This window comes from Mesorhizobium sp. WSM4830, from assembly GCF_055811495.1.
Genome location: NZ_JBVVQI010000015.1, coordinates 12542 through 36072 on the forward strand (window position 1 = coordinate 12542; position 23531 = coordinate 36072).

Sequence of the window (23531 nt, forward strand, 5' to 3'; positions counted from 1 at the left end):
CTTACGGGCGGGTTGTTGGTTCGGGGCCTCGTGCAAGGGAGGCCGTTGTGTCAGCTCTGCTTCAGGCGGTCGGCGCAGTTCGTGCCGGCACGCGATCCATGATGAAGTCGACCAGCGTCGGCTCGCCGTCGACCACATCCAGTTCCTTGTATCTCGTCTGCTTGAGCCCACGGCACAGCGCGCCGTTGAACTCCATGTTGACGCGCACGCCGCGCAGTTCGGCGAGATGGGCACCGAGCGCGGTGGGCAATATGTGTTGCCCTTCCCATGTCACGAAGACAGGATCATCCACCCGGCGGTCGGGAAAGCGTTCAAGAAGAGCCGCCCTGTATCTCGGCTTCTGGTTGGCCGCTTCGCCCGGTTCGAACCGCGCGACGTCGTATGCCGGCAGGTCCATATCGAGCATTTCCCGATCTGTCAGACCGTGCTGCCGCAGCCCGCGCAAGACCGCCTCCTGGCGGCGCTTGAATGCCTTCATGCTGAAGGTTTCGCGCAAGGCGCCGAGATCCTGATCGGCGGCAAGCTCGGCGAATATATCACCGAACGTCTTGCCGGCTTCCATGCCACGATTGACCTCTTCCGCGAACATGTGATCGTGCAGCTTGACGCTATAGGCGGGCGACCACGATAGCTGGTCGAGCGCCTTGCGGACGCCATCCAGCATGAGGAACGCGAAGTTGGGCGAGCACCAGTAGGTCGGCAGGCGGAAGTCGATCTCCACGCTGCCATCGCTCCTAACCTCGGCCCGTTCGACAAAGCCCATCTCGGTCACCGGTTCGTCGAGTTCCGGGTCATTGACCTCGGTCAGCCGCCGCCAGACCTCTGCCTGGCGGCTTGGTATTCTGGCGGCGCCCATCGTGGTTACTCCGCTGCGATGCTGAAGGGGGAGCCCGCGAGTGCCTTCTTCTTGGCATCGATGTCGATGTCATAAAGACGCGCGGCGTTGAGGCCGAGGATCTTCTCCTTGATCTCGTCGGTGAGTTGAACTCCGCGTTCGGCAGCGATGTCGTCGGGGATCTGATAGGCCCAAAATTTCTCGACAAGCCAGCGCGGCGTCCAGATCGCGTAATCGGAACCGAACAGGATCTTCTCCGGCCCGAGCCAGAAGAGCAGTTCGGCGATGACCTCGCCGAAATAGCGCGGGCGGGAATGGATGAAAGGCAGCGCTACCGCGAGCCCACCGTAGACGTTGGTTTCCTGCGTCGCGATCCAGCAGAAATCGTCGAGGCGCGGCAGGCCGCAATGCTCGATGATCCAGTTGAGGCCCTGGAAGTCCGTCGCCGCGTGATCGACGTCATGTACGTCGAAGGCATCCTTGCTGAGCGGCAGGATCGTCGGGCCCTTGTGGACGTGGATATTCCTGATGCCGAGCTTGTCGCAGAGTTCGAAGCATTTGTAGGCATCGGGGTCGGTGAGCTTCCAGCCCTTGGAGGCGCCGTTCCATTCGGCCGTGTACATCTTCACGCCCTTGACGTCGTATGTCTCCTTGAGGAAGTGGATGTACTCAAGCGCCTTTTCACCATCGCGCGGATCGAAGGCCCCATTGACGATGAATCGCTCGGGATAGAGCTTGGCCACCCCGGCGTTGCGCTCGATCGTGTTGAAACCGTTCTTGTAGAAGTCCTTGAGATAGGTCGACTGGACGATCGCCACATCATCGGGACCATCGATGAACAGATCGCGATAGAGATCGTCGGCACTGTATTTCTCGAACTTGCTCTTCTCCCACAGCTGGTCTTTGGGGCTCAGCCCCGTGTGATAGGCGTAGAAGCAATCAATGAACTGCTTGCCGTGGACATTCTTCTGGTTCTCCGGGCTGCCGTCCCAGAAATGGGTGTGGCCGTCGACCACGAAAATGTCCTTGCCTTCCGGTGTCCTAAACATTCTTTCCTCCGCAAGATGCGTGTTGATCGGTTGGGCGTGCCGCAAACAGGCGGCACGCCTGATTTTTTGCCGGCTATTCGATGTATTCGAACATCTCGTCCATGTTGCCGAACAGGATCACGGTGTTGTCGTCGATGCGCACCATCCTCCCGTAGTGGGTGGAACTGTTGACCTCGAAGGTTTCCGCCGTCATCTCGCGGCCGAGATACTCGCTGATTTCGTCCATCTTGAAGATCAGCTTGCCGGTTCCATCGATCCGGATCATCGCCGGTTGGTAGGTTACGATCACGTTCGGCTTCAGGCCCATGAATTCGGCGATGGCTCTGGCCTCGACCGAGTCGTTCATGGTGACGCCGCACTGATGCGAAATCGTTTGTTCGAAGGTGATATCCTTCATCGACCTGAAGATGTTGGATTGCGATGCGTCGCGTGCTGCAGTTGACATGACGGTTTCTCCCTGTGTCAGCGCTTGAGGCCGAGTTCGCCGAGGATCTGGCCAATCCGCTCTTCGGATTTGGCGCGGACGTCCGCGAACGCGACTGGCTTGGAATGCGGCATCGACCAGATCGGCTGCAGGCCGGTGGCTGCCTTGTCGGCGAGCGCGCCGTGCTTCTTGACCCAGCCCTGGAAGAGCTTCTTGTTGGCGGCGCCATGCTTCTCGTCATTGGCGAGCAGGTGCATGAGGTCGATCGTGTTGGCGAGGTTGCGCTCATAGTCGGCCTCGGCCGCCGAAATCACCGCCGGCGTGATGAAGTCATGGTTGGCGGCTGCGATCTGCATCAGGAAGCCGGAGCGGAACACTTCGCCCACCAGCGGCTCGAAGATGATGTTGATGGCAAAATACTGCTCGAGATAGTCGGTCGCGCCCATAATGGTCTCGACCGCTTCGCGCGTGCCTTGCCAGTTCTTGTCCTCGAGCCAGGCCTTCTTGCCGAGCTCGTCGTCCCAGTCGGGAAGATCCATGCCGATCTCGGCAAGGTAGAGCGTGATGTCCTGGGCAAGCCGCAGCTTGTAGGACGAGTTGGTCAGCGTCGCGTTGTTGATCATCTGGGTGTAGCCGTAACGCTGCGCCTGCATCAGCGAGGTGCCGAGCCCGAATTCGGCATGTTTCCAGGCGCCGAGCTGTCTCTGCAGGATCTTGACCCAGGCCTTGTCGAAGGTCTTCGGGGTGCCCGACTTGCGCGCGTTGTTGATGACGCTCTGCACCATCGTCTCGATCTTTGACTGGCGCTGGTAGTGCGTGCGCTCCCACTCCTGGTCGGGGGCGCGGAAGGCATGCCAGTTGGAGCTCTGCGCGGCGGTGTTCTGCTTGACATAGGCGCCCTTGCCGTCAGCGAAGGAGATGATCCAGTCCTGGATCAGGTAGCGTTCCGGGTCGGGCTGCACGTCGACCGTCATGTCCTCGTAGTGAGTGGCGCGCTGGCCTTTCGGGTCGAAATACCGGTACTTCCGGCTGTCGGAGTCGGCGAAGACCGCCGCGCCGGCGGCTCCGGATCCGACTGAACTCGAGGTTGCAGGCATAGTCTCTCTCCCTTGTTGCAGTTGTCGTTGGCCGTGCGTCGGCCGCCCCCTCAATGGGCCGGCGTTGCACCTGCCGATGTGGTGAACTTGTCGAAGAAGATCCGCTCGGTTTCGAAGCCGTTCATAAACAGGACCGGCTGCAGCGCATCGATCATCGGCGGCGGACCACAGGCATGGACATCGCCCTGCCCGTCGACCGCCAGTTGCTTGAGCTTGGCGTCGACACTCTGGTGCACGAAGCCACGTTCGCCTTGCCATTCGGCGTCGTCATTCGCGTGCGACAGCACAGGGATGAACGTGACCTCCGAATGCTGGCCGACCAGCTCGGCGATCCTGTCGAGATAGAACAGGTCGTTGCGGGTGCGGGCGCCGTAGAAGAAATAGACCGGACGCTTCTCGCCGCTCTTCAGATGGTCGTTGAGGATCGACCAGATCGGCGACATGCCCGAGCCGGCGCCGACCAGGATCAGGGGTCCTTGCCGTTCGTCGCGGCGGAAACAGGTTCCGTAAGGTCCGACGACGGTGACTTCGGCTCCGGCTTCGATGCCCCCGGAATCGAGTTGTCCGGAAAACTTTCCCTCAGGGTATTTTTTGATGATGAAGGAGAGTTTTTCGGTTTGGTCCGGCGTATTTGCCATGGAGAACGAGCGCGTAATCGTCTCCCCTTTTTGCGTGGTAACCGTGATGTCGACATATTGCCCCGCCCAGAACTTCATCGGCGAGCCGAGTGCGATCTCGATGCCGCGAATGTCGTGGGTCAGGTGCTCGATCCGAGCAATCCGGCCCTTGTACGTCTTCACGGCGATCGCTTTCGCCAGAATCTCCTCGTCGTAGTTGAGAAGCTCGACTTCCAGGTCGGAGAAGGCGATGCAGCGGCACAACAGCACGTGCCCGCTCTCCTTCTCCATGTCGTTCAGCGCGAAGGTCGAGTATTTCAGCATGTCGACTTCGCCGTCGAGCAACACGCTTTTGCAGGCCGAGCATTGCCCTTCCTTGCAGCCGTGCGGCAGGGCAATGCCCTGGCGGAACGCGGCGTTGAGCACCGTTTCCCCATGCTCGACATCGAACTCGACGCCGACCGGGCTGAGCCTGACCGTGTGGGTTTCCGACATGCGGGACCTCCAGTGAAAGCAAGGGGCGGGACGAACCCGCCCCTTGGCCTGATCAGTTGCAGGGGGCGATGGTGAAGCCCTTGGCGTATTCCGCCAAGTGCTTCTCGCGGTCCGCGGGCGACATGGCACGCAGCGCGTTGAGCGGCGATCCGAGCGTGTTTCCGCGCACATCGTCGAGCGTCCACATCTCCTTGTCGTCGAAGCGCAGATGCGGCTGCGGAACCAGCGTCTTGCCGTCGGAACGAACGAAGTTCAGATCCTTGATCGCATCGGCCAGATCCCAGCCGTCATAGAGCGTCTCCCACTCGCGCTTGCCGCTGAAGCGGCCCATCGCGGGCGTCGGACGGCCCTGATACTCGTCAGCGAAGGCGACCGTTGCGGTCCACTTGTCGAGTTCGTGGGCGAAGGTGTGCAACTGGCCATCGATCTCGCCGACAACCATGTCCTCGCGGATCAGGCAGGGTACGAGGCAGGACCAGCAGCGGTGCGGGTAGACGTAGCCGACGTCGCTGTTGAACAGCAGCACCTTCTCGCCCTTGTGGCTAAGCTTGGCGTACCATTTCCAGAAGTCGCCGAACTCAGCGTACCAGCCTGGATACTTGTGCTCGAACCACTCGAAGTCCTTGTCGGTCTGGGCCTCGATGCGCCAGAAATTGACTGGCCAGCCGACTGCGAAGAACTGTCCGACCTTGTGGACATAGTTCTTCTTGGTGATGCGCTCCCAGGCCGCCTGGACGTCGTCGTGATGGACCTTGATGCCGTATTTCTCGAGCGGCAGCATGTAGGTGCGGTAGTAGTCCTCATAAATCCAGCGGTGCCACATTTCCGCGTACGATTCCTTGTTCTTGTCGCGGTTGGTGGTGCCGTATTCAATGAAGGTGCCGATGGCGGCGTCGACGATCGCATGGTTCTGCCAGAAGGCGTATCGCAGGTCGCGCTCAAGCAAGAGGTGGTTCTCCGGCTCCTTGAGCGCCGCCATCAGCAGCGAATGGCCATTGCCGATATGCCGGCTCTCGTCCGACTGCACCGACAGGAAGACGGTCGGCAGCGCATAGTCGCCGTTGCGGGCGGCTTCCGAAGGCATGGCGACGAACAGCGTGTTGGTGAAGGCGGTCTCGGCGACCACGGTCAGGTACATGCAGGCGGCGGTCATCGTGTCGCCGGTGATGAAGCCTTCCGCGAACTGCCGGCCGATGGTCGTGGCATAGCATTTTCCGAAGGCTTCCTCGGTGATGTCGAAGCCGGCCGGATCGATGTAGTTCTCCATGTACCATTTCTTCAAATTCATCTGGATCGTCGAGTGGCGGAACTCGTCGATCATCTGCATGGTGAACCCGGTCCTGAGTTCCTCGCCCGGCGCGATACGGGCGACCATCGCCATCGAGCGCGCGGCCGAGATTTCCGGGAAGGGGATGATAGCCAGGAAGAGCTTCATCCACTCGACCCAGCGCGGCTCGACGTTGCGGAACATGTCACCGCGCAGCGCCGCATCAAGCGCGCCGTAGACCCGGTTGTCCTTCTCTTCCTGCATTGGAAAATAGGACCGCAGAACCTGCTTCATCGGGTCGCGCGGCGTCTTGTTGATCTTGTAGTCCGTCGGAAACGTCATCGCCTCCTGCACGTAGGAAGGATTCCAGCCGAGATCGGCAATCTTCTTGGTCGCCTCGCCGACGGAGATTCCGCGTTGCGAGGTAATCTTGTTGAGCGTCAGAGACGTCATGGTCATAAGCCTCCACCAGGTTGAGCCGCAGGTCCTTGACCCCGGCATGAAGCGGCGCACAGCACCGCAAGTGAGAGTGCGAATGGCACGGCAAAGGGTTGCGCAGTCAGGCGCGACTCATGGTCCGGCCATTCAAGTGGATCGCGGCAAAGGTTTTAGAGGCGTCTGGCAGGGATCCCCGGAGCCGACCGAATGTGCGATAGGCGTCTCGAAGCGGACGTGACTGGTTCCCTGCTTCCTCCGTTCCCTCGTTCTTTTGGCACCGCGTTGAAAGCGCGATGGGCTTCTTATGGGATTTACAAAGCAAGTGCCGTGCCAATTCAAAAATGACGTCCATGTCCGGCATTAAAACAAAAACTGCGCGCTTTCGTTGAGGGATATAATTTCCAACTGTAACGTTCTTTTACAATTGTAACGTACGGATGTAATAGTTGATATCTATTCGCAATTGCGATATATCTAGTTAGCAGATGCAGCAAATACGAAAAGCGCACGTCATCTATTTAATTTATCTCCTTTCTCTATTATTTAAGGGCGATGGCTCACGGGCGGGGCCTGCACTGGAGAAAGACGTGGCAAACGACAGTGACAGCAGGCGGCCGCCTGGGCCGATGTCCAACCGGGCCGACGGCGTCACAGGTGATCTTGTCAGGCTGATGCCCCGCGACCTGGTCTTTGTCATGCGCTTCCTGGGAGAGAGCCAATATCGCCTGCAGAGCCATTTCCAGGACTTCATCCGGGCTGAGCTTGCCGCCGGCGGCGTCACCACGGACACACATCCGATGATCCATCTGTTCATCGAGAACCATGCGACCCTGTTACGAGACTTCGTGTTTTCTGGCGTTTCGCTGTCCCGCCAGTTCCGCGTCGACGAGATCGAGCGCCTCACCGGCGATACGACATCGATGATCCGCGTCGACATCTGGGATCAGCTCAAGAGCCACATCGAAACGGCCGAACAGCAGTTCCATTCGCAGGCCGGCACATTGCCCAAATTGCTGTCGGCTTTTGAAAAACCTCCCGGACCGATGACTGGGAGCGAAAAATGACAGGAGGACAAGATGGGCCATCCTGCCAGGCGTGACGTGCTGCTCGCTCGCCGGCTCGACCTTGTCGCCAATGTCTCCGCGCTCACCGCCGAGGCGCTGCGGCTCAATCAGAAGCGCGCCGGCATTGAGATGGATGTGTTGCGCCTGGAGCTCGAAATCGGCAGAAGCGCCGCCAGCGCGCAACTGGTGCAGGACTTGCATGAAGCCGAGGAGAGAGCCGCTGCCATCATGCAAGCATGCGCGGCGTGCGAGGAACGCATCGTCGCTGCGGAAGGCGAGGTCGAGGACGTCGATCGCAGCCTCGCGGCGACGGATGGGAATTGAAGGAGGAACCAGCCATGAACCAGCACGCGATACAGAACCTGACCTTGTTCGACCTGCTGGCGCGAAGCTGGCGTCGCCTGTCGGCGATCGCTGATCTGCGCTTCAGCACCGACGGCATGGCTGTTGCGTTCACGTGCGTGGACGGAACGGTCGCAATCGCCGCAATCGCTGACAATGAACCGCCGGAGACGCGGATCAGAGTGAGCGGCGATCTCGGTCAGACGACGATCCGCCCCCGGGAAAGGTTGCCGGCGCCGTTGATCGCCACCGCCACATTCGGAGATGGCGATCTCCCGCTCGCCAGCTACCTTCGGTCCAGCTTCCTCGTGGGAACGGCGGCAGGCGAAGCAGTGCATCTGACCGCGGACGGCAACACGATGGAAACGCTGGTCACGGTTGCCGGACCGATCGTCGCCATCGACCACAGCCCCCGGACGGCCATGACTGCCGTCAGCAACGGACAGGATATCTTCCTGTCACGCGGCCACAGCGATGCGGGGAGGCTGCGACACGGCACGACATCGTCCACGGAAGCGATTGCCTTCTCGCCAGACGGACGGCACCTCGCCTGCGGCTTCGATGATCGACTGTCGATCTGGGCGCTGGAAGACCGCGCTACCCCGATGCGCGACATTTCCCTTCCGACGCGTCCGGTGTCCATACGCTGGAGTGACGACGGCACGCGGCTGGCCTGCGGACTCGAAACCGGAGGCTTTGCCCTGGTCAGGATGATGGAGGGCCGAGCCGATGTCGTCGCGGGATTTCCATCTCCGGTCCGGACAGTGTGCTGGAGCCTGCCGGGAAACGCGCTGTTTGCCTCTGGCGCCTTCCGGATCGCCGGCTGGTCGATGGTCGCCCCGCCGCTTGACGGCGAAACCTCGGGCGCGCTTGAGACAGGTCGCGCTGGGCTGGTCCTAGTTGAGGCGGTAGCGGCGCATCCGGAGAAAAAACTGATTGCGGCCGGCTATGCCAACGGCCGGATCACCATCGCCGGGATCGGCGCGCGAGACGAACTCCTTGTCAGACCTTTGGGGAGTGCGGTCACCGCGCTCGCATGGTCCGGCGACGGACGGCATCTGGCGGTAGGCGCTGTCGACGGCACCGCCGCGATCGTTACCTTTCCCGCGCAGATGTTCAAATAGCGAACGCAATCCGTATGAAACAGGAGGATGAAATGCAGACCGAACTCACCGTGGAGGACGAGAGCAAGGACGAATTTTTCGAACGGCTCGCCAAGCTGTCGGAAGAGATGGTGGCCAAGCATGGCAAGGACTTTAGCATGGGCGCGCTGGTACTTGCCGCCCGCTGGATCGCTGAAAATCGCGTTGGCAAGCTGAAGACCAACTAGACTCGCAGCCAACCAATTGAGCTCGCAGGCCACAGTTCCGAAGGAGATCCAGGCGACGGTGTAGCCAGCGTCGCCTTGATCTGAAAATCGATCCAGGACAATCAGAATACCAGGTCAATGATGACGATGCGGTGGCCGCCCTGCAGGCAGCGCTCGATGCTGGCGTCTTCAGCCATGGCCGCACGTGAGCTACGTGTGAAAGGTGCCTTGAGAAGGAGAAAATCGAGACGAGGCCCAAATCATTTCCTTCAAAACTTGCTGACTTGTCCGTCGACGCTCAATTCAGTGTTGAACAAGTGGACGTAGCGAAGGGACCGTTCCGTATGGTTCCGCGATGCTCTCACCATCGAATTGGCTATGCCCTGCTTCTATTAGTCCAACAGCAGCCCACCTTCGAAGGTCCGGCATAGCCTCCGCGTGTGTCGGCTGAGCGCACATCTTAGATCACGCGCGCGTCCTCCGGGCGCGGCTCGACCCTGCAACGGTGAATGTAGGACGATCCGCGCTACTGTAACGTCGCACGCCCATAGGAATCGAGGACACGGGTGATGCTGCCAATCAGCAGGTCATGCGCAACGGGCTCGATCCGACCTGCCGCAACGTCGGCATCGAGTTGCCCCAGATACTGGCTGACCAAAGGGCGGGGAATGTCCCTGTCGCCCAGAAAATCCAGCAGCGTCTGTGTCGCGTGTTGTGCGTCGGGCGTCGGCCAGTAGTAACGGATGCGGTCGCTGAAGGAGAAGTGCCGCTGCACGCGCTGCTCGTCCGGCGGACCCGGATAGTATTTCTGCCAATTGTCCGGCGAGGCCAGCATGACGCGCTCCATCGCCGCCGGCAGGCTTTCACGGGACGGGTCTGGCGCAAGCACGTCGGCGACGTGGCTCAGCCCGTACAACGCCTCGCGCAGCGCGAAGGTGAGCCAGGGGCCAACCTTGAGGATGGCGAAGCCGTCGCGCACCAGAGCCCCAAGCGCCTCGTTTGGCTGGTAGTCGGTCGAATGCGCCTCGAAGACGAATTGCGGCATGCGCCCGAGCACGGCGACCAGCTGCGTCGCCTTCCGCGGCGCGTACGCGATGATCTCGGCATTGCCGAATTCGACGCCCGGCTGGACGACGACGCCGACCGCACGGGCAAAGGCAGCGTCGAGGCCGGCGCGCGAAAATGCCTGTCGGTGGATCTCGACGGTGCGCAGGGCGTCATCGGGTTCGGTGACATGCATATGGTCGAGCGCTTCGAGCGCGCCGCCCGGCACCGGAACTTCGGTGCCGATGATGTAGACCGGTTTCTCGCCGCCAATGCGTTCGACCGCCGCCTCGGCGACGGCCGCAAGCGCGGCGGCGCGGGCAGCGATGGTCTCGTCGGCAAGCTGGGCGGGATCGTCGGCGCAAGCCATGCTGGTGTCGAGATGCAGCTTGGTGAAGCCAGCGCCGGCATAGGCGTCGATCATCGCCTTCGCCTTCGTCATCGCCTCGGCGGAAGGAAGATGCTTCCACGGATTGGGACCGAGATGGTCGCCGCCGAGGATCAGGCGATCGAGCGGAAAGCCGGCCCTTTTCGCATGGCCCTCGACGAAGCTGCGGAAGCCGGCGGGCGTCATGCCGGTGTAGCCGCCTTCGTGATTGACCTGGTTGCAGGTCGCCTCGATCAGCACATCGGAACCGCGCGACGCGCCGTGGCGGAGCGCGGCCTCGATCACCAGCGGATGCGCCGAACAGATCGAGGCGATGCCGCCTTTCTCACCCGCGGCGCGCTTCACCGCGATGTTGGCAAATCTCTGCGTCGCGGCGCTCATGGCTGGCCCTTTCCGGCGGTGGTTGCGAAAGCCTCAACCTCGGCCAGCGGAAAGATACCTTCCATTGGCCCCTTGCGAGTAACGGCTAGCGCGCCACAGGCATTGGCGATCCTGAGCGCCTGGGCGGGTGCAGCACCACGAAGCCAGAACGAGACGAAGGCAGCGCCGAAACAATCGCCGGCACCGGTCGGATCGACCTCGTTGACGTCAAAGCCCGGCAAGGCCACCGTGCCGTGGCGGTCGTGGTAGGCGGCGCCGTCGGCGCCCTTCTTGAGGACGACGCAGGAAACGCCGCGCTGCAGGAGTTCGTTGACCGCGCCCTTTTCGTCGCCGGCCGACGAAAACAGGAACAGTTCGTTGCCGCTCGGCAGGAAGACATCGGTTTGCTTGAGCACTTGGTCGAGCGCTTCGCGCATGCCGGAGGCCTGCATGATCTCGCGGCGAATGTTGGGGTCGAAGGACACCGTCCCGCCCTTGGCCTTCACCGTTTGGATCGCCGACAACGCGACATCGGTGGCGCGGTCGGAGAATAGTGACGAGCCCATGAGATGGACATGGTCGGTGCCGGCCAGCATGCTTGTCGCAGCAGCATCGATCCCGACCAGGCCGGCGGCGCTGTTGCGGATGTTGAAGACAAAGTGCCGGCTGCCGTCCGCCCGGTAGGTGACGAAGGCGGTGCCCGTCGCATGGCCCTTGTGAACCGCGATCGCCGACACGTCAGCTCCCAGGTTCCGCAGCCGCTCGATGTTCAACCGGCCGAAATCGTCCTCGCCGACCGCGCCGATCAGGCCGGCGGGTTGGCCGAGCGCTGCGGCCTGGCCGATGAAGATGGCGGGCGCGCCGGACGGATAAGGCCCCAGCAGCGGGCCCGGCTCGAGAAAGCTCTGGCCGATACGCTCGGCCATGATCTCGACGAGGATCTCGCCGGCTGAGACCAGCTTCTTCATCGCGGAATTCCTCCCGGCGTGTCGCTCCAGTCCGACTGCGGACTTCAGTCGCGCACAATTGTGCCTGGCGGCAACCGACATCCAGAGTCAATACGGCTTGCACTTTTTGCGCCAATTAACAAATTTACGCGTGGAATAATTTTATTATACGCGTTGAAACAGCTGGAGTTTTCTGTAAAATTTTGTCTTGCGGTTGCACGCCGGCGCACCGTAAGTAGGTGCCGGGCAGCACAAGGAACGAGGTTTCCGGAAGGCGGGAATCGGTGGCGATGAAGCACAAGACGATGGAGGATTTCGCCCGCTCCTGTGGCGTCTCCAGGCCGACCTTGTCGAAATATTTCGACGATCCGACCAGCGTCAAGCCGGCGACGCGAAAGCGCATCGAGGAAGCGCTGCGCTCGTCCGACTACCAGCCCAATTTGTTCGCGCGCAACCTCAACCGCAAGCGTACCCGCAGCATCGGCATCATGGTGCCGACGGTGGCCGATCCCTTCTATTCGGAGATGGTCAGCCGCATAGAACTCCGGCTGCGCGACGAGGGCTACTGGCCGATCGTGATCTCCTCGCACGGCTCGCGCGAACTCGAAGTTGAGGCAACGCGAACGATCCTGTCGCTGAAAGTCTCCGGCGCGCTGATCGCGCCGCTCGGCGTGCGCTCGGACCACCGCACGCTGGAGAAGCTGACGCAGGCGATCCCGGTCGTCTATTTCGACACCTATCTCGAAGGCGGGACGCCGTTCGTCGGCAACAACAACGCACAGAGCGTCTCGACCATCGTCGATTATCTTTGCCGGTCCGGCGGCGCCCCGGTCTATTTCGACATCCCGCATGTCAACCACAACTCGCCGGAACGGCTGGAGAGCTATGTCGCCTCGATGAAGCGGCTCGGGCATGAGCCGGTCGTCATCGGCAACACGGAGGACTACACTTGGGATTTCGAACGGATCGGCTACGAGCAGACGGAAACGATGCTCGACAATGGCGGCCTGGCGGGAAAGACCATCCTGTGCAACAACGACCGCTTGGCCTTTGGCGTGATGGCCGCCGCCTATGCGCGCGGACTCAAGATCGGCCGCAAGGGCGATTGCGACCTGCGGGTAGCCGCCCATGACGATCATCCACTGAGCCGCTACACCTGCCCCGGCCTCACCACCATGGCGCAGGACTTCGCCTCGATGGCCGGGCGCAGCGTCGAGACGCTGCTGGCGCTGCTTGAGGAGGACGACACGGCGGTCGCACCCAAAGTCAGTCTCGATGCGACGCTGGTGATGCGTCAGTCGGCCTGATCTTTCCCAAAAGCCGGATCGAAGCCGCGCCATGCGGCGACCGCAGCGCCAACGGCCTGTCGCGCTGCCGCGCCATGGCGGCCCATGGAAACAAAACCATGGATCTGGCCTGGCCAACGCCGCAGCACGACCGGCACACCGTCATCTTGCAGACGCCCGGCGTAGGCCTCGCCTTCATCTGCGAGGATGTCATGACCGGCGATGGCGACGAAGGCTGGCGCCGCGCCGGCGAGGCTCTCCGCCCTGAGTGGCGAGGCGCGCCAGTCGTCGATGTCGGCGGCATAGCGGACATAGTGATCGCGAAACCAGGCCATGGTCGAGGCGGTCAGGCCAAAACCTTCGGCGAAGCGGCGATAGCTGTCCGCCGTCTGCGCGGCATCAGTGTTGGGATAGAACAGCAGCTGCGCGGTCAACGGAATAGGATCGCCCCGCGCGAGAAGACTGAGCACCGTGGCGAGATTGCCGCCGGCGCTGTCGCCGGCAACGGCAATGCGCCGAGCGGCGATGCCGAGATCGCCAGGCGCCTCTTGCATGAAGGAGAGCACGGCGCGGCAATCCTCGACCGCGGCCGGGAATTTGTGCTCCGGCGCCAGCCGGTAGGCGGGCGAAACGACGACGCAAGCCGCCATATTGGCGAACCAGCGGCAGATCTCGTCATGGGAATCGAGATTGCCGATCACCCAGCCGCCGCCATGCAGGTAAAGCAGCGCCGGGGCAGTTGCATCAGGCGCGTCCTGCCCGCGATAGATCCTGAGCGTCAGCGAACCGCCGGGTCCAATGATGGCGCGCTCAGTGACCGAAGCCACCGGCTCGCGCTCACCCTGCTGGTCCGGAAGGCCTTCTTCGTAGGCACGGCGTGCCTGTTGCGGTGTACCGGTCTCGAATGGCAAGGCGTCGGCCTGCCGGCCGAGCTCGAGCACATGCCGGGCTTCCGGGTCGAGTGGGGACAGGGACGGCGCTGAAGGCGATGTCATCATGGATCTCTCTCCGTCAGGCAAGCAGACCTGCCGCCTCGTCCTCTCCGAGCAGCGGCGGCTGGTCGACGGTCCCATTGACGGCAATTGAGCCGCGGCTTTCGCCCGAAGCGAGGATCGCCTCCATGATCTCCAGAACATGCAGCGCCAGATCGCCGGAGGCGCGGGGCTTGCGCCCATCGGCCAGCGCCCGCGCAAGATCGGCGACGCCTAGCATGCGGTAGTTGGCGCGGTCGGGTGCGGCATAGGGCCAGTTGCGCACACCGTAGAGTTCGGCCTCGCTGGGGAAATCGGCCCAGTCGTCGCCGCGCGCCGAGAGCGAGACTGTGCCGCCGAATGTGTCGGGATCGGGCAATCGCAGCGAGCCTTCGGTGCCGTGCAGTTCGATCGGATGGTTGGAGTGCTTGAACACGTCCCAGGAGGCGCCGAAGGTGACGGTGGCGCCGGAGCGGAACTCCAGCAGCGACAGAATGTTGGTCGCCGTGCCGACCTTGAAGCTGGTGTTCTTGTAAGGACCTTCGGCTGATATCAGCCGTTCCTCCTGGCCGCGCGTCGCCATCGCCATGACGCGCTCGACCGGGCCGAGCAGGTTGACCAGCATCGTCAGGTAGTAAGGGCCCATGTCGAAGACCGGGCCGCCGCCGGGCTGATAGTAGAATTGCGGATTGGGATGCCAGTGCTCCATGCCGCGCCCCATCATGAAGGCGGTGCCGGTCACAGCCCGGCCGATCGCACCCTCGTCCATCAGCCGGCGCGCCCGCCGTCCGGCAGCGCCGAGGAAGGTGTCGGGAGCCGAGCCGAGCTGCAACCCGCGCGCCCTCGCCTCTTCGACCAGCCGGCGGCCGTCGGCGGCCGACGTCGCCAGAGGCTTTTCGGTAAAGACGTGCTTTCCCGCCGAAAGCGCCGAAAGCGAAATGTCGAAATGCGCCGCCGGTATCGTCAAATTGAGAACAAGGTCGATATCCTGGTCGGCCAGCAGCGCGTCGACGCCGAGTGCGCGGATGCGATACTCCCTGGCGCGCAGCGCAGCCATATCGGCCGAAATGTCGGCGCAGGCGCTGAGCTCTACCCCGCCGAACAGAGCCGCATTGCGCAAATAGGTCATCGAGATGTTGCCGCATCCGATGACGCCGATGCCGAGCTTTGTCTTTGATTTTCCGTGCATTTCAGATCGTACCTCCCAACGCGGTCATGGCCTGGCCGCACCCTTGCGTCAGCAACGGTTCATAGTCGAAAGCCGCTATACAACATTTTAAATCTTGACGCGCGTAAAATTTTTATAGAGCATGTGAAAACGCTGGCGCAGCATTGGAGGCCGCCAGCCTTGAGGAGGAGAACATGACTGACATGAAAACCGGCCAACGGCCGATGCGAATCCCGTGGCTCATGCGCGCACTGGATCTTTCCGTCGCGGCCAGGGACCGAGACGGGTTCAGGCATAGATCACCTTGGCCCTGGTCCTATCAAGCTGGCTGCGTATTGGACCGGGCAGGCCATCGTCGGTGATCACCACATCGACGGCCGACAGCGAAAATGCCTTGGAGGTCCCGCTGACGCCCCATTTGCTCGAATCGGCAAGGAGGACAACGCGCCGGGCCATGCGAACGAGGTTTCGCTTCGTTCGCGCCATGTCTTCGTTCACGTCGACCACATCCAGTGACGAGTCTATCGCATGCGCTCCAACAAAGACCTGATGCGCTACCAAGCCGCCGAGAGCCGTATCGGCATCGGTGATCAGTGTGCTCACCGTGTCGGGATAGACCCGGCCGCCGATCATATGAACGTCGAGCCCGGGACGATGCATAAGATGCTGCACGATATTCATGGCCGTGGCCGCGACCACGACATTGCTGAGCGGCGGTAACTGCATGGCAAGCTGCATCAATGTCGAGCCGCCGTCGAAGATGACCGATTGGTTGTCCTCGAACAGGTCTACCGCCGCCCGGGCGATGCGCTTCTTTGCGTCGAGGTTCGTTTGCATCCGCCGGGCGAACGCGGCCGTAGTCGAATCGGTGGTACGGGTCACCGCCCCTCCACGGGTTTTGGTCAGTAGTCCCTTTCGGTCCAGTATCTCGAGGTCGGAGCGCACCGTGACTTCCGACACGCCGAACCCGTCTGACAGGTCCTTCGTGCGAACCTGTCCGCTGCGTTGCACCTCGCCCAGGATCGATTGGCGTCTCTGCTCCGACAACATTGCCCTGCCCTTGCCTCCCTGCGTCAAGCAACCGCTCTGGCCGCGGCTCACCTTACCAAAAATACGCAAATTCGAAAGCTTTCGAAAGATTGTTTTTCTTGTTTCTTTCGGAAACACTGGATCCAGGATTTTGAAATCAAACGATTGGGGAATTTTGCACTCATGAGCCTAGGAACCAAGGTGCGTCTTGCGCGCCTCTTCTCGCATCCATCGGGGAAGCTTTTTGGCGGCGCGGTCGACCACTTCGTCGGCTATGGCGACGTGCGTAAAGGCGGCCTTGCCGACCTGCCGGGTGCGCTTGCACGCGTCATGGCGGGCAGACCCGACTACGTCAGCATCCAGCCTGGCACCGCGCGCCATCTGTGGCCGCAATATGCGGGCAAGGCTTCCCTGGTGATTCAGGCGGGCTGCTTCACTCCGGACGATCGCATCAGCGAGTTGATCGCAACGCCCGAAGATGCGGTGCGCGCGGGGGCCGATGCGTTGGCAGTGGCCATTCCGGTGCGCGGCGCGACCGAGGGCAAATACATACGCTGGCTGACTGATTCGGTAAATGCGGCGGCGCGCTACGGCATGCCTGTGGTGGCGCATATCTACCCTCGCGATTTCAGCGACGGAACAAAAATCGTCTTCACCCCCGACGAGATCGCCTATGCGGCGCGCATCGGCTACGAGTCCGGCGTCGACGTGATCAAGATCGGCTACACGGGCGATTTCGAGTCGTTCCGAGAGACCGTCCGGACTTGCCCGGTGCCGGTTGTGATCGCGGGTGGTCCGAAGACCGATACGCTGCTCGGCGCGCTTCAGCAGACGGCGGACGCCATCCGTGCCGGCGCACGCGGTGCCGTGGTAGGCCGCAATCTCTGGGGGCATGGCGATCCGGAGAAGGCAGCGCTTGCCTTTCGGGGCGTCATCCATGACGGCCTTTCGGCGCAAGACGCCCTGGCGAAGGCGGGTGCCTGAACGATGCCCGCCGTCCCCTCGATCCTCGGCTTCGGCGCTATTGCGATCGACGACATCGTCTATGTCGATCAGCCGTTGTCGGCGGGCAAGGGGAAGGTCCTGCAAAGTTCCCGCGCTTTCGGGGGAAATATCGCGACGGCGCTGGCCGCAGTCGTGCGGCTCGGCGGAACCGCCGGGTTCGTCGGATGGCTGGGCAGTGCCGCGGACGACGCCGTGCTGCGCGATCTCGTTGCGAGCGGTGTTGAAACCGCATTCGCGCCGCGCCATCCCGACGCGCGCCCGGTGCGCTCACGGATCACCGTCGGCTCGGACGGGGAACGGTTCATCGCGTATGACGACGATGCGATGCTGGGCACCGCTCCCGACTTTCCGGACGATATCCTCAGCCGCGCGACCGTCCTGATCGTCGATAGCTACGCGTTCCGGTCGCTGGATGTCGTGGCTCGGGCCCGCGATCTCGGCCTTGGGATTCTCGGCGATATCGAATGGAGCAGCGGCCCAGCCACGGAGCGGCTGATCGCGCTCTGCGACCATCTCATTCTTCCACTCGGCTTTGCGCGGACTGCCACGGGGTGCCGATCGCCCGCCGAGATGCTCGAGGCATTATGGTTGCCGTCGCGGTCCGCCGTGGTTCTGACCGATGGTGGGAGGGGCGTGTACTATCGCGGGCGTGAAGAGACAGGTCTCTGGCACTTGCCCCCGCACCGGGTTGTGGTCGTCGACTCGACCGGCGCGGGTGACTGCTTTCATGGCGCCTATGCCCTTGCGTTGACGCGCGGAGCCGACACCGCAGGCCGGGTGGCATTCGCGGCCGCGGCGGCGGCCCTTTCGATAACGGGGCGTGGCGGGCGCGAGGCGCTTCCGACCGACGACCAGGTCACGGAACTCCTGGCATCGACGAACGCGCCGTCAGCAGTCGAACTGAAAAATGCGCATGTCGATACTGGAACATAGCCTGAAGCTATCGGAGGAAATATTTCGGAGGTGAACATAAGCCGAGAACAATTATAAAATCAGCGGCTTATACTTGTGGAGGGAGGAAGATGGCAGAAGTCATTCTTGAGAGTATCTGCAAAACCTACGGGAACAATTTTCGCGCAATCGACCAATTGAACCTATCGGTCGAGAACGGCGAGTTCTTGATTCTCGTCGGGCCGTCCGGCTGCGGCAAATCCACCGCATTGCGAATGATCGCGGGATTGGAGGACATCACCAGCGGCAGTCTTCGGATCGGCGGAGTCGACGTCGTCGACATGCCGCCCAAGGACCGCGACATAGCGATGGTCTTCCAGAGCTACGCGCTCTACCCACATATGACGGTGTTCGAAAACATCGCCTTTTCGATGCGGCTGGCAGGCAAGCCGAAGGCCGAGCGCAAGAAGCGCGTGGACGAGATCGCCAAAACCCTTCAGCTGACGTCTTTGCTGGACAGCAAACCCGCGAACCTTTCAGGCGGACAGCGTCAACGGGTTGCCATGGGCCGCGCTATGGTGCGCGAGCCGGCCGCCTTTCTCATGGATGAACCCCTTTCCAATCTGGACGCGAAACTGCGCGTGCAAATGCGCGCCGAAATCACCCGTCTGCAAAAGCAACTCGGCGTCACGACCATATACGTGACCCACGACCAGACCGAAGCGATGACGATGGGGGACAGGGTCGCGGTGTTGAAAGGCGGCGTGCTGCAGCAGGTCGACACACCCAAGAGGCTCTATGAATCGCCGGTGAACGCCTTCGTTGCCGGCTTCATCGGCTCTCCTTCGATGAACCTTTTCGAGGCGACCCTGACCGGCGACGAACTGATGTCCGGCACCTTCGCCATCCGGCTGCAGGATGCAGCCTTCGTGCGCAGGCCGGGCTTGAGGTCGTATGCGGGGCGCAAGGTCGTGTTCGGCATACGACCGGAGGATCTTTATGACAGCAGCCTCGAATCCGGTCGCAAGTATCAGACGATACCCGCAAAGGTGACTTCGATCGAAGAACTCGGCTCTGAACATATCGTCCACCTGAACATCGACGCGACCCGGGTGGATTCCGGCGATCCGGACGCGGTGGACGATTTTGGCCTGGCATCGAACGCGGTGGCGAGATTCGAGCCGATCAGCGCCGTCCACTCCGGCTCGGAAATCCGGTTGGCCGTGGATGATGCCAAGTTCCATTTCTTCGATCCCGAGACGCATCTGGCGATCTGAATATCTGCAGCAGACCGCAGGCGAGAGCGAGGCGCCTGCGAAAGATACTCGCAAGAAGACTTCTGAATAAACCAGACGATCGGCCGCATTGTGCGGTCGATCTTGAAGAAGGAGGAGAAAGTGATGTTTCGGATACAACCCGCGATGCTGAAAATAGCCGCGGCCGCATGGTTGCTTGGCGCAACCGGCGCCATGGCGGATACGACGCTGGAATTCACCCAATGGTGGGAGCCCGAATTGCCGGCCGGCTCGCTCAGGGCGATCATGAATGACTTCGAGGCTGCAAACCCCGGAATCAAGGTGACGCTGGTCAGCGGCCCCTATGCGACCACGCGAGACCAGATCTCGGTTGGTGCTGCAACCGGAACGCTTAGCGACGTCGTTGGTCTCGACGGCGCCTGGGTGAACAATTTGAACGCGCAGAATGCGCTGGCCGACATGAACCCGATGATGGATGCGAGCGGCTTCGACAAGAGCCAGGTCGCGGATATCATCAAGGTGGACGGCAAGGCGGTGATGTTTCCCGTGGCTTCGTTCGTCTATCCGGTCTTCGTGAATTTGGACCTCGCCGCCCAGGCAGGCGTGACCAAGCTGCCGTCGACCCGCGCGGAGTTTCTCGAAGCCGCCAAGAAGATGACGCATGCCGACAAGAACCAGTATGGCTGGGTGCTACCCCTGTCGCTGCAAACGCCGTCCGGTGTCCAGAACGACATGATGTCGTGGGTCTGGGCATCGGGTCAATCGATGATGGCTGACGGCAAGCCGGCTCTCGAGGGCAAGCCGGTGGTGGATATGCTCACCTTCGTCAAATCGCTGAACGACGCCGGCGTCATCTCGCCCGGCATTGCCACCAAGACCGAGCAGGAAAAGGTCGAGGAATTCGTCAACGATCGGGTCGGAATGATGATCGACTCGCTTGCGCATGTGAACCTCATCCGCAAACGCAATCCCAAACTGAACTTCGATCTCATCCCGGTCCCGGTCGTGGAGAACTACAACGGCAAGCGCGGCCTTCCCTACGCCTCCTGGGGCATCGGCATCTCTGCGGCCTCGAAACATCAGGAGGAAGCCTGGAAGCTCGTCCAATATCTGATGAGTGAAAAGGTGAACGCCAAACTGGTGTCGCTGGCCAACGCCTTCCCGGGCAACGTCAACGCCAAGCCCGATTTCGTGACCTCGGACAAGGCTTTCGGCAAGGCTTTCGAAATCTTCAAGACCGGTTATCTCGCCAACGAGTTCACGGGCCTGCCGGTGGCTGAAGACCTGATGACCCAGTTCGACGTGGAAGCCCAGAAGATGCTCGCCGGCGAGCAGTCTCCGGAACAAGCCGCAGCCAACGCTCAAAAGGGCTGGACGGCGAAATTCTGATCGGCGTCTTGCTCTCTTTTGATCCTTTTGCGGTTGGCCTGCCTTCGGGTGGGCCAACCGGCACCAACAGACCTGAACGTGAGACGACCGGTTCGCGAAGGCTTCCACATGACCCAAAAGAAGCGCTCCCACCATAGACTGAAACGAGCGGTCGCACCCTATCTCTACCTGTCGCCCTCGCTCCTCATAGTCGGCCTGCTGATGCTGCTGCCGATGGTGACGGTGATTGGCTATTCGTTCCAGAACAGCGCAGTGCTGCGTCGCGACCCGTCCTTTGCCGGACTGAAACACTACCAGGCGATCTTTAACGATCCAGTGTTCTGGGCTTCGCTGTGGCACACGCTCTACTTCACATGTATGAGTGTCGTCTTTCACATGACCATCGGCATGATCTTCGCGCTCATGCTGAACAGCGACCGCATCAATCCGACGCTGCGCAATATCCTGCGCGTGCTCTACATACTGCCTTGGCTGTTCACCGCGGTGATTATCGCCGTGATCTGGCGCCTCCTGCTCGAGCCGAACGGTGTCGTGAACAGCGTTCTCATGCAGATGGGCATCATCGGTTCCAAGGTCGAGTGGTTTTCCTCGCCCGAGACCGCGCTGCACGCCGTCACCTTCGCCAATATCTGGGCGGGCTACCCGCTTTTCATGGTCAGCCTGCTCGCAGGCTTGCAGGGCATTCCCAAGGATTTCTACGAGGCCGCCGATATCGACGGGGCGAAGGCCTACCAGAAGCTGATCTTCATCACGATCCCGCAGCTGATGCCGATCATCATCAGCATCTCGCTGCTCGACTTCATCTGGACCATGCAGGTCTTTCCATTGATCTGGATAACGACGGGCGGCGGTCCGATCTATTCGACCGAGGTCCTCAGCACCTACACGTACAAGCTGGCGTTTTCGAGCTACAACCTGTCGCAGGCGTCGGCAAGCGCCGTGGTCATCCTGCTGATCTCACTCGGCCTGACGCTGTTCTACATCCGCTATCAAAAGGCTCGGTAGTCACCATGAGGAAAAGGCACACGCCGAAAGACAGACTGATCACCGTCGCGCTCCATGTCGCGCTTGCCGCAGGGCTCTTTTTCGCGGCCTTCCCGATCTACTGGATGCTGAGCAGCTCGTTCAAGTCGAATACCGAAATCTTTGCCCTGCCACCAACCGTCCTGCCGAAGGCCTTCACGCTGGAAGCGTATGCGGCCATCCTTGGCGACCCGGTAAAGCTGCGCTTCTTCTTCAACAGCTACTTCGTGGCCGGAGCGGTGACCGTGCTGACGGTGCTGATCGCCTTGCTGGCGGCCTATGGGTTCAGTCGTTTCAATTTCCGCGGCAAGGGCAGCCTCAACACACTCATCATCAGCACGCAGACGATCCCGCCGATCACGCTTTTGATCCCCTTCTTCGGGCTTGTCGTCTCGTATGGCATCTTCGACACCTACGTCGCACTGATCCTGACTTACCTGGTGTTTACGCTGCCCTACGCGATCCTGCTGATGACGGGATATCTGAACACCTTGCCCCGCGATCTCGATGAAGCGGTGGCTGTCGACGGCGGCACCAGCTGGACCGCACTCTGGCGGGTGATCGTCCCGATTTCACTGCCTGGTATCGTGGCGACGTCGGTCTACACCTTTCTGTTGTGCTGGAACGAATTTCTCTTTGCGCTGACGCTGACGAAGTCAACGTCCATGCGCACCGTCCCGATCGGTATCCAGCTGTTGATGGGGCAGCACGCCTTCGAGTGGAACCAGATGATGGCGATGAGCGTGCTCGGCTCGCTACCGCTCTTGCTCATCTACCTCGTTGCCCAGAGGTTCTTTCTCGCCGGTATGACCGCGGGCTCGGTCAAGTAGGATGTCCCTCCCACGGAGAACTGATGGAGTAGGCCGCGCACCGCAATCGATGGATTGGACCTTCTCTGCTGGCAGGTGATATCGCCGCGGCCTCAGGCGTCGTAGCGTCGCTGATCGTGCTGGTTCCGTTCTTCCAGCGCCACATCATCGAAGGGCCTGCGCAGGTGGAATCAAGGAATGAAAGGATGAACGTGAAAGACCTCAAAGTCGGCTGCCAGACCTTCACCTGGGAAATGCTCGGAGACCGTTTTGGCGGCGGCCCCGACGACCTGCTCAAAGCGATCGCCGATGGCGGCTATGCCGGCATCGAGATCACCGACACGATGATCGGCCGCTATGCCGGCAAACCGGCGCAATTCGCGACGGCGCTGAAGACATCCGGCCTGACGCTCGTCTCCTTCGCCTTCGGTTCGAATAGCGGCTTCACACTCAAGGAGAAGATCGGCGCCGATGTCGAGACCGCCAGGCGCTGGATCGATTTTGCCGCCGCCTTTCCGGGCGCGCTGGTCTCCATGGGCTCGGCCACCGTCGTGTCGGACGGTCCGCGCTACGACAAGTTCTGCATTGCGGCCGAGGTCTACAACAAGGCTGGTGAACTCGGCAGCAAGGCCGGCGTCCAGGTCACGGTGCATCCGAGCTCGCACCACAATACGCTGCTCTACGATCGCACCGATTACGACCGCATCTTCGGGCTGCTCGATGCCTCGCTGGTCGGCTGGGTGCCGGACACCGGCCACATTTTGCGCGGCCACAAGGACATGGCCGACACGCTCACCACCTATCGCGATCGCATCCGCTACGTGCACCTGAAGGATGTCGATGCGAGCGGCACCTGGGCGATGCTCGGCAAGGGTGTCTGCGACACGGCGAAAGTGATCGAGATCGCTAGCGTGGCGCCCAACTTCAACGGCTGGCTGGTGCTGGAGGAGGAATCCGAAACCGCCGCCGCCGATCCGGCCGGAGCGGTCAAGACCAATCGCCAGACCATGCGCGGCTACGGAGCCTGA

23 protein-coding genes are annotated in these 23531 nt (G+C 61.6%); 12 read left to right on the forward strand and 11 right to left on the reverse strand.

Annotated features, from left to right (window positions below):
- Window positions 1-61 precede the first annotated feature (61 nt).
- From AC0L2Y_RS19460 to AC0L2Y_RS19485, 6 genes are all read right to left on the reverse strand, one after another.
- The gene (locus tag AC0L2Y_RS19460; protein WP_352488910.1) at window positions 62-856 is read right to left on the reverse strand and encodes an iron-sulfur cluster assembly protein; all 795 of its coding nucleotides are present in this window, start codon (window positions 854-856) and stop codon (window positions 62-64) included.
- A gap of 5 nt (window positions 857-861) precedes the next feature.
- Window positions 862-1884 carry an amidohydrolase family protein gene (locus tag AC0L2Y_RS19465; RefSeq protein WP_352488909.1) on the reverse strand — a complete coding sequence of 341 codons (1023 nt, stop codon included), beginning with the start codon at window positions 1882-1884 and terminating at the stop codon, window positions 862-864.
- Between the two features lie 73 nt (window positions 1885-1957).
- A complete protein-coding gene (locus tag AC0L2Y_RS19470; protein ID WP_236388125.1) occupies window positions 1958-2329 on the reverse strand; it encodes an MmoB/DmpM family protein in 372 nt (123 codons plus the stop codon).
- A gap of 17 nt (window positions 2330-2346) precedes the next feature.
- Window positions 2347-3405: an aromatic/alkene monooxygenase hydroxylase subunit beta gene (locus AC0L2Y_RS19475; protein ID WP_473558745.1), complete on the reverse strand. Its 1059-nt coding sequence runs from the start codon at window positions 3403-3405 to the stop codon at window positions 2347-2349.
- Between the two features lie 50 nt (window positions 3406-3455).
- Window positions 3456-4517: a 2Fe-2S iron-sulfur cluster-binding protein gene (locus AC0L2Y_RS19480; protein ID WP_473558748.1), complete on the reverse strand. Its 1062-nt coding sequence runs from the start codon at window positions 4515-4517 to the stop codon at window positions 3456-3458.
- A gap of 52 nt (window positions 4518-4569) precedes the next feature.
- Window positions 4570-6243 (reverse strand): aromatic/alkene/methane monooxygenase hydroxylase/oxygenase subunit alpha, encoded by a 1674-nt coding sequence (locus tag AC0L2Y_RS19485; protein ID WP_473558750.1) that lies wholly within the window; start codon window positions 6241-6243, stop codon window positions 4570-4572.
- A gap of 464 nt (window positions 6244-6707) precedes the next feature.
- Between AC0L2Y_RS19485 and AC0L2Y_RS19490 the strand changes: the two genes are divergently transcribed.
- From AC0L2Y_RS19490 to AC0L2Y_RS19505, 4 genes are read left to right on the forward strand one after another with little or no spacing between them, the layout of a single operon-like run.
- Complete coding sequence (locus AC0L2Y_RS19490; RefSeq protein ID WP_473558754.1) at window positions 6708-7286, forward strand: hypothetical protein; 579 nt, start codon at window positions 6708-6710, stop codon at window positions 7284-7286.
- Between the two features lie 12 nt (window positions 7287-7298).
- Window positions 7299-7610 carry a hypothetical protein gene (locus AC0L2Y_RS19495; RefSeq protein ID WP_352488904.1) on the forward strand — a complete coding sequence of 104 codons (312 nt, stop codon included), beginning with the start codon at window positions 7299-7301 and terminating at the stop codon, window positions 7608-7610.
- A gap of 14 nt (window positions 7611-7624) precedes the next feature.
- Window positions 7625-8752 (forward strand): WD40 repeat domain-containing protein, encoded by a 1128-nt coding sequence (locus tag AC0L2Y_RS19500; RefSeq protein ID WP_473558756.1) that lies wholly within the window; start codon window positions 7625-7627, stop codon window positions 8750-8752.
- A gap of 32 nt (window positions 8753-8784) precedes the next feature.
- Entirely contained in the window at window positions 8785-8958 is a 174-nt protein-coding gene (locus AC0L2Y_RS19505; RefSeq protein ID WP_352488902.1) for a hypothetical protein, read from the forward strand.
- Window positions 8959-9463: 505 nt separating this feature from the next.
- On the opposite strand, the gene AC0L2Y_RS19510 is transcribed toward AC0L2Y_RS19505, so the two are convergent.
- Complete coding sequence (locus AC0L2Y_RS19510) at window positions 9464-10750, reverse strand: D-tagatose-bisphosphate aldolase, class II, non-catalytic subunit (RefSeq protein WP_352488901.1); 1287 nt, start codon at window positions 10748-10750, stop codon at window positions 9464-9466.
- Entirely contained in the window at window positions 10747-11697 is a 951-nt protein-coding gene (locus AC0L2Y_RS19515; protein WP_473558759.1) for a sugar kinase, read from the reverse strand. The genes AC0L2Y_RS19510 and AC0L2Y_RS19515 overlap by 4 nt, the downstream gene beginning before the upstream one ends.
- Window positions 11698-11960: 263 nt before the next feature.
- Between AC0L2Y_RS19515 and AC0L2Y_RS19520 the strand changes: the two genes are divergently transcribed.
- On the forward strand, window positions 11961-12983 hold the full coding sequence (locus tag AC0L2Y_RS19520; RefSeq protein WP_352488899.1) for a LacI family DNA-binding transcriptional regulator: 1023 nt from the start codon (window positions 11961-11963) through the stop codon (window positions 12981-12983).
- On the opposite strand, the gene AC0L2Y_RS19525 is transcribed toward AC0L2Y_RS19520, so the two are convergent.
- The 3 genes from AC0L2Y_RS19525 to AC0L2Y_RS19535 all read right to left on the reverse strand — a co-directional run bounded on the left by AC0L2Y_RS19525 (window position 12971) and on the right by AC0L2Y_RS19535 (window position 16151).
- Entirely contained in the window at window positions 12971-13957 is a 987-nt protein-coding gene (locus AC0L2Y_RS19525; protein WP_473558761.1) for an alpha/beta hydrolase, read from the reverse strand. The two genes, AC0L2Y_RS19520 and AC0L2Y_RS19525, sit on opposite strands and share 13 nt — an antisense overlap.
- Window positions 13958-13973: 16 nt before the next feature.
- Window positions 13974-15122 (reverse strand): Gfo/Idh/MocA family protein, encoded by a 1149-nt coding sequence (locus tag AC0L2Y_RS19530; protein WP_473558763.1) that lies wholly within the window; start codon window positions 15120-15122, stop codon window positions 13974-13976.
- Between the two features lie 267 nt (window positions 15123-15389).
- Window positions 15390-16151, reverse strand: coding sequence for a DeoR/GlpR family DNA-binding transcription regulator (locus AC0L2Y_RS19535; RefSeq protein WP_473558935.1), 762 nt, complete (start codon window positions 16149-16151; stop codon window positions 15390-15392).
- A gap of 162 nt (window positions 16152-16313) precedes the next feature.
- Here AC0L2Y_RS19535 and AC0L2Y_RS19540 point away from each other — a divergent pair, with 162 nt between their 5' ends.
- From AC0L2Y_RS19540 to AC0L2Y_RS19570, 7 genes are all read left to right on the forward strand, one after another.
- Window positions 16314-17114 carry an aldolase gene (locus tag AC0L2Y_RS19540; RefSeq protein WP_473558766.1) on the forward strand — a complete coding sequence of 267 codons (801 nt, stop codon included), beginning with the start codon at window positions 16314-16316 and terminating at the stop codon, window positions 17112-17114.
- 3 nt (window positions 17115-17117) lie between these two features.
- Complete coding sequence (locus AC0L2Y_RS19545) at window positions 17118-18068, forward strand: PfkB family carbohydrate kinase (RefSeq protein ID WP_473558768.1); 951 nt, start codon at window positions 17118-17120, stop codon at window positions 18066-18068.
- Window positions 18069-18157: 89 nt separating this feature from the next.
- Complete coding sequence (locus tag AC0L2Y_RS19550; protein ID WP_473558770.1) at window positions 18158-19303, forward strand: ABC transporter ATP-binding protein; 1146 nt, start codon at window positions 18158-18160, stop codon at window positions 19301-19303.
- A 123-nt stretch (window positions 19304-19426) separates the two neighbouring features.
- On the forward strand, window positions 19427-20671 hold the full coding sequence (locus tag AC0L2Y_RS19555; protein WP_352488893.1) for an ABC transporter substrate-binding protein: 1245 nt from the start codon (window positions 19427-19429) through the stop codon (window positions 20669-20671).
- A 108-nt stretch (window positions 20672-20779) separates the two neighbouring features.
- On the forward strand, window positions 20780-21676 hold the full coding sequence (locus tag AC0L2Y_RS19560) for a carbohydrate ABC transporter permease (RefSeq protein ID WP_473558772.1): 897 nt from the start codon (window positions 20780-20782) through the stop codon (window positions 21674-21676).
- A gap of 5 nt (window positions 21677-21681) precedes the next feature.
- The gene (locus AC0L2Y_RS19565) at window positions 21682-22524 is read left to right on the forward strand and encodes a carbohydrate ABC transporter permease (RefSeq protein WP_023797144.1); all 843 of its coding nucleotides are present in this window, start codon (window positions 21682-21684) and stop codon (window positions 22522-22524) included.
- Between the two features lie 185 nt (window positions 22525-22709).
- On the forward strand, window positions 22710-23531 hold the full coding sequence (locus tag AC0L2Y_RS19570; RefSeq protein WP_473558775.1) for a sugar phosphate isomerase/epimerase family protein: 822 nt from the start codon (window positions 22710-22712) through the stop codon (window positions 23529-23531).

Coding starts and splice junctions, on each gene's coding strand:
- AC0L2Y_RS19460 (WP_352488910.1), bottom strand. CDS start 856: ATGGGCGCCGCCAGAATACCAAGCCGCCAGGCAGAGGTCTGGCGGCGG.
- AC0L2Y_RS19465 (WP_352488909.1), bottom strand. CDS start 1,884: ATGTTTAGGACACCGGAAGGCAAGGACATTTTCGTGGTCGACGGCCAC.
- AC0L2Y_RS19470 (WP_236388125.1), bottom strand. CDS start 2,329: ATGTCAACTGCAGCACGCGACGCATCGCAATCCAACATCTTCAGGTCG.
- AC0L2Y_RS19475 (WP_473558745.1), bottom strand. CDS start 3,405: ATGCCTGCAACCTCGAGTTCAGTCGGATCCGGAGCCGCCGGCGCGGCG.
- AC0L2Y_RS19480 (WP_473558748.1), bottom strand. CDS start 4,517: ATGTCGGAAACCCACACGGTCAGGCTCAGCCCGGTCGGCGTCGAGTTC.
- AC0L2Y_RS19485 (WP_473558750.1), bottom strand. CDS start 6,243: ATGACCATGACGTCTCTGACGCTCAACAAGATTACCTCGCAACGCGGA.
- AC0L2Y_RS19490 (WP_473558754.1), top strand. CDS start 6,708: ATGCAGCAAATACGAAAAGCGCACGTCATCTATTTAATTTATCTCCTT.
- AC0L2Y_RS19495 (WP_352488904.1), top strand. CDS start 7,299: ATGGGCCATCCTGCCAGGCGTGACGTGCTGCTCGCTCGCCGGCTCGAC.
- AC0L2Y_RS19500 (WP_473558756.1), top strand. CDS start 7,625: ATGAACCAGCACGCGATACAGAACCTGACCTTGTTCGACCTGCTGGCG.
- AC0L2Y_RS19505 (WP_352488902.1), top strand. CDS start 8,785: ATGCAGACCGAACTCACCGTGGAGGACGAGAGCAAGGACGAATTTTTC.
- AC0L2Y_RS19510 (WP_352488901.1), bottom strand. CDS start 10,750: ATGAGCGCCGCGACGCAGAGATTTGCCAACATCGCGGTGAAGCGCGCC.
- AC0L2Y_RS19515 (WP_473558759.1), bottom strand. CDS start 11,697: ATGAAGAAGCTGGTCTCAGCCGGCGAGATCCTCGTCGAGATCATGGCC.
- AC0L2Y_RS19525 (WP_473558761.1), bottom strand. CDS start 13,957: ATGACATCGCCTTCAGCGCCGTCCCTGTCCCCACTCGACCCGGAAGCC.
- AC0L2Y_RS19530 (WP_473558763.1), bottom strand. CDS start 15,122: ATGCACGGAAAATCAAAGACAAAGCTCGGCATCGGCGTCATCGGATGC.
- AC0L2Y_RS19535 (WP_473558935.1), bottom strand. CDS start 16,151: ATGTTGTCGGAGCAGAGACGCCAATCGATCCTGGGCGAGGTGCAACGC.
- AC0L2Y_RS19540 (WP_473558766.1), top strand. CDS start 16,314: ATGAGCCTAGGAACCAAGGTGCGTCTTGCGCGCCTCTTCTCGCATCCA.
- AC0L2Y_RS19545 (WP_473558768.1), top strand. CDS start 17,118: ATGCCCGCCGTCCCCTCGATCCTCGGCTTCGGCGCTATTGCGATCGAC.
- AC0L2Y_RS19550 (WP_473558770.1), top strand. CDS start 18,158: ATGGCAGAAGTCATTCTTGAGAGTATCTGCAAAACCTACGGGAACAAT.
- AC0L2Y_RS19555 (WP_352488893.1), top strand. CDS start 19,427: ATGTTTCGGATACAACCCGCGATGCTGAAAATAGCCGCGGCCGCATGG.
- AC0L2Y_RS19560 (WP_473558772.1), top strand. CDS start 20,780: ATGACCCAAAAGAAGCGCTCCCACCATAGACTGAAACGAGCGGTCGCA.
- AC0L2Y_RS19565 (WP_023797144.1), top strand. CDS start 21,682: ATGAGGAAAAGGCACACGCCGAAAGACAGACTGATCACCGTCGCGCTC.
- AC0L2Y_RS19570 (WP_473558775.1), top strand. CDS start 22,710: ATGAACGTGAAAGACCTCAAAGTCGGCTGCCAGACCTTCACCTGGGAA.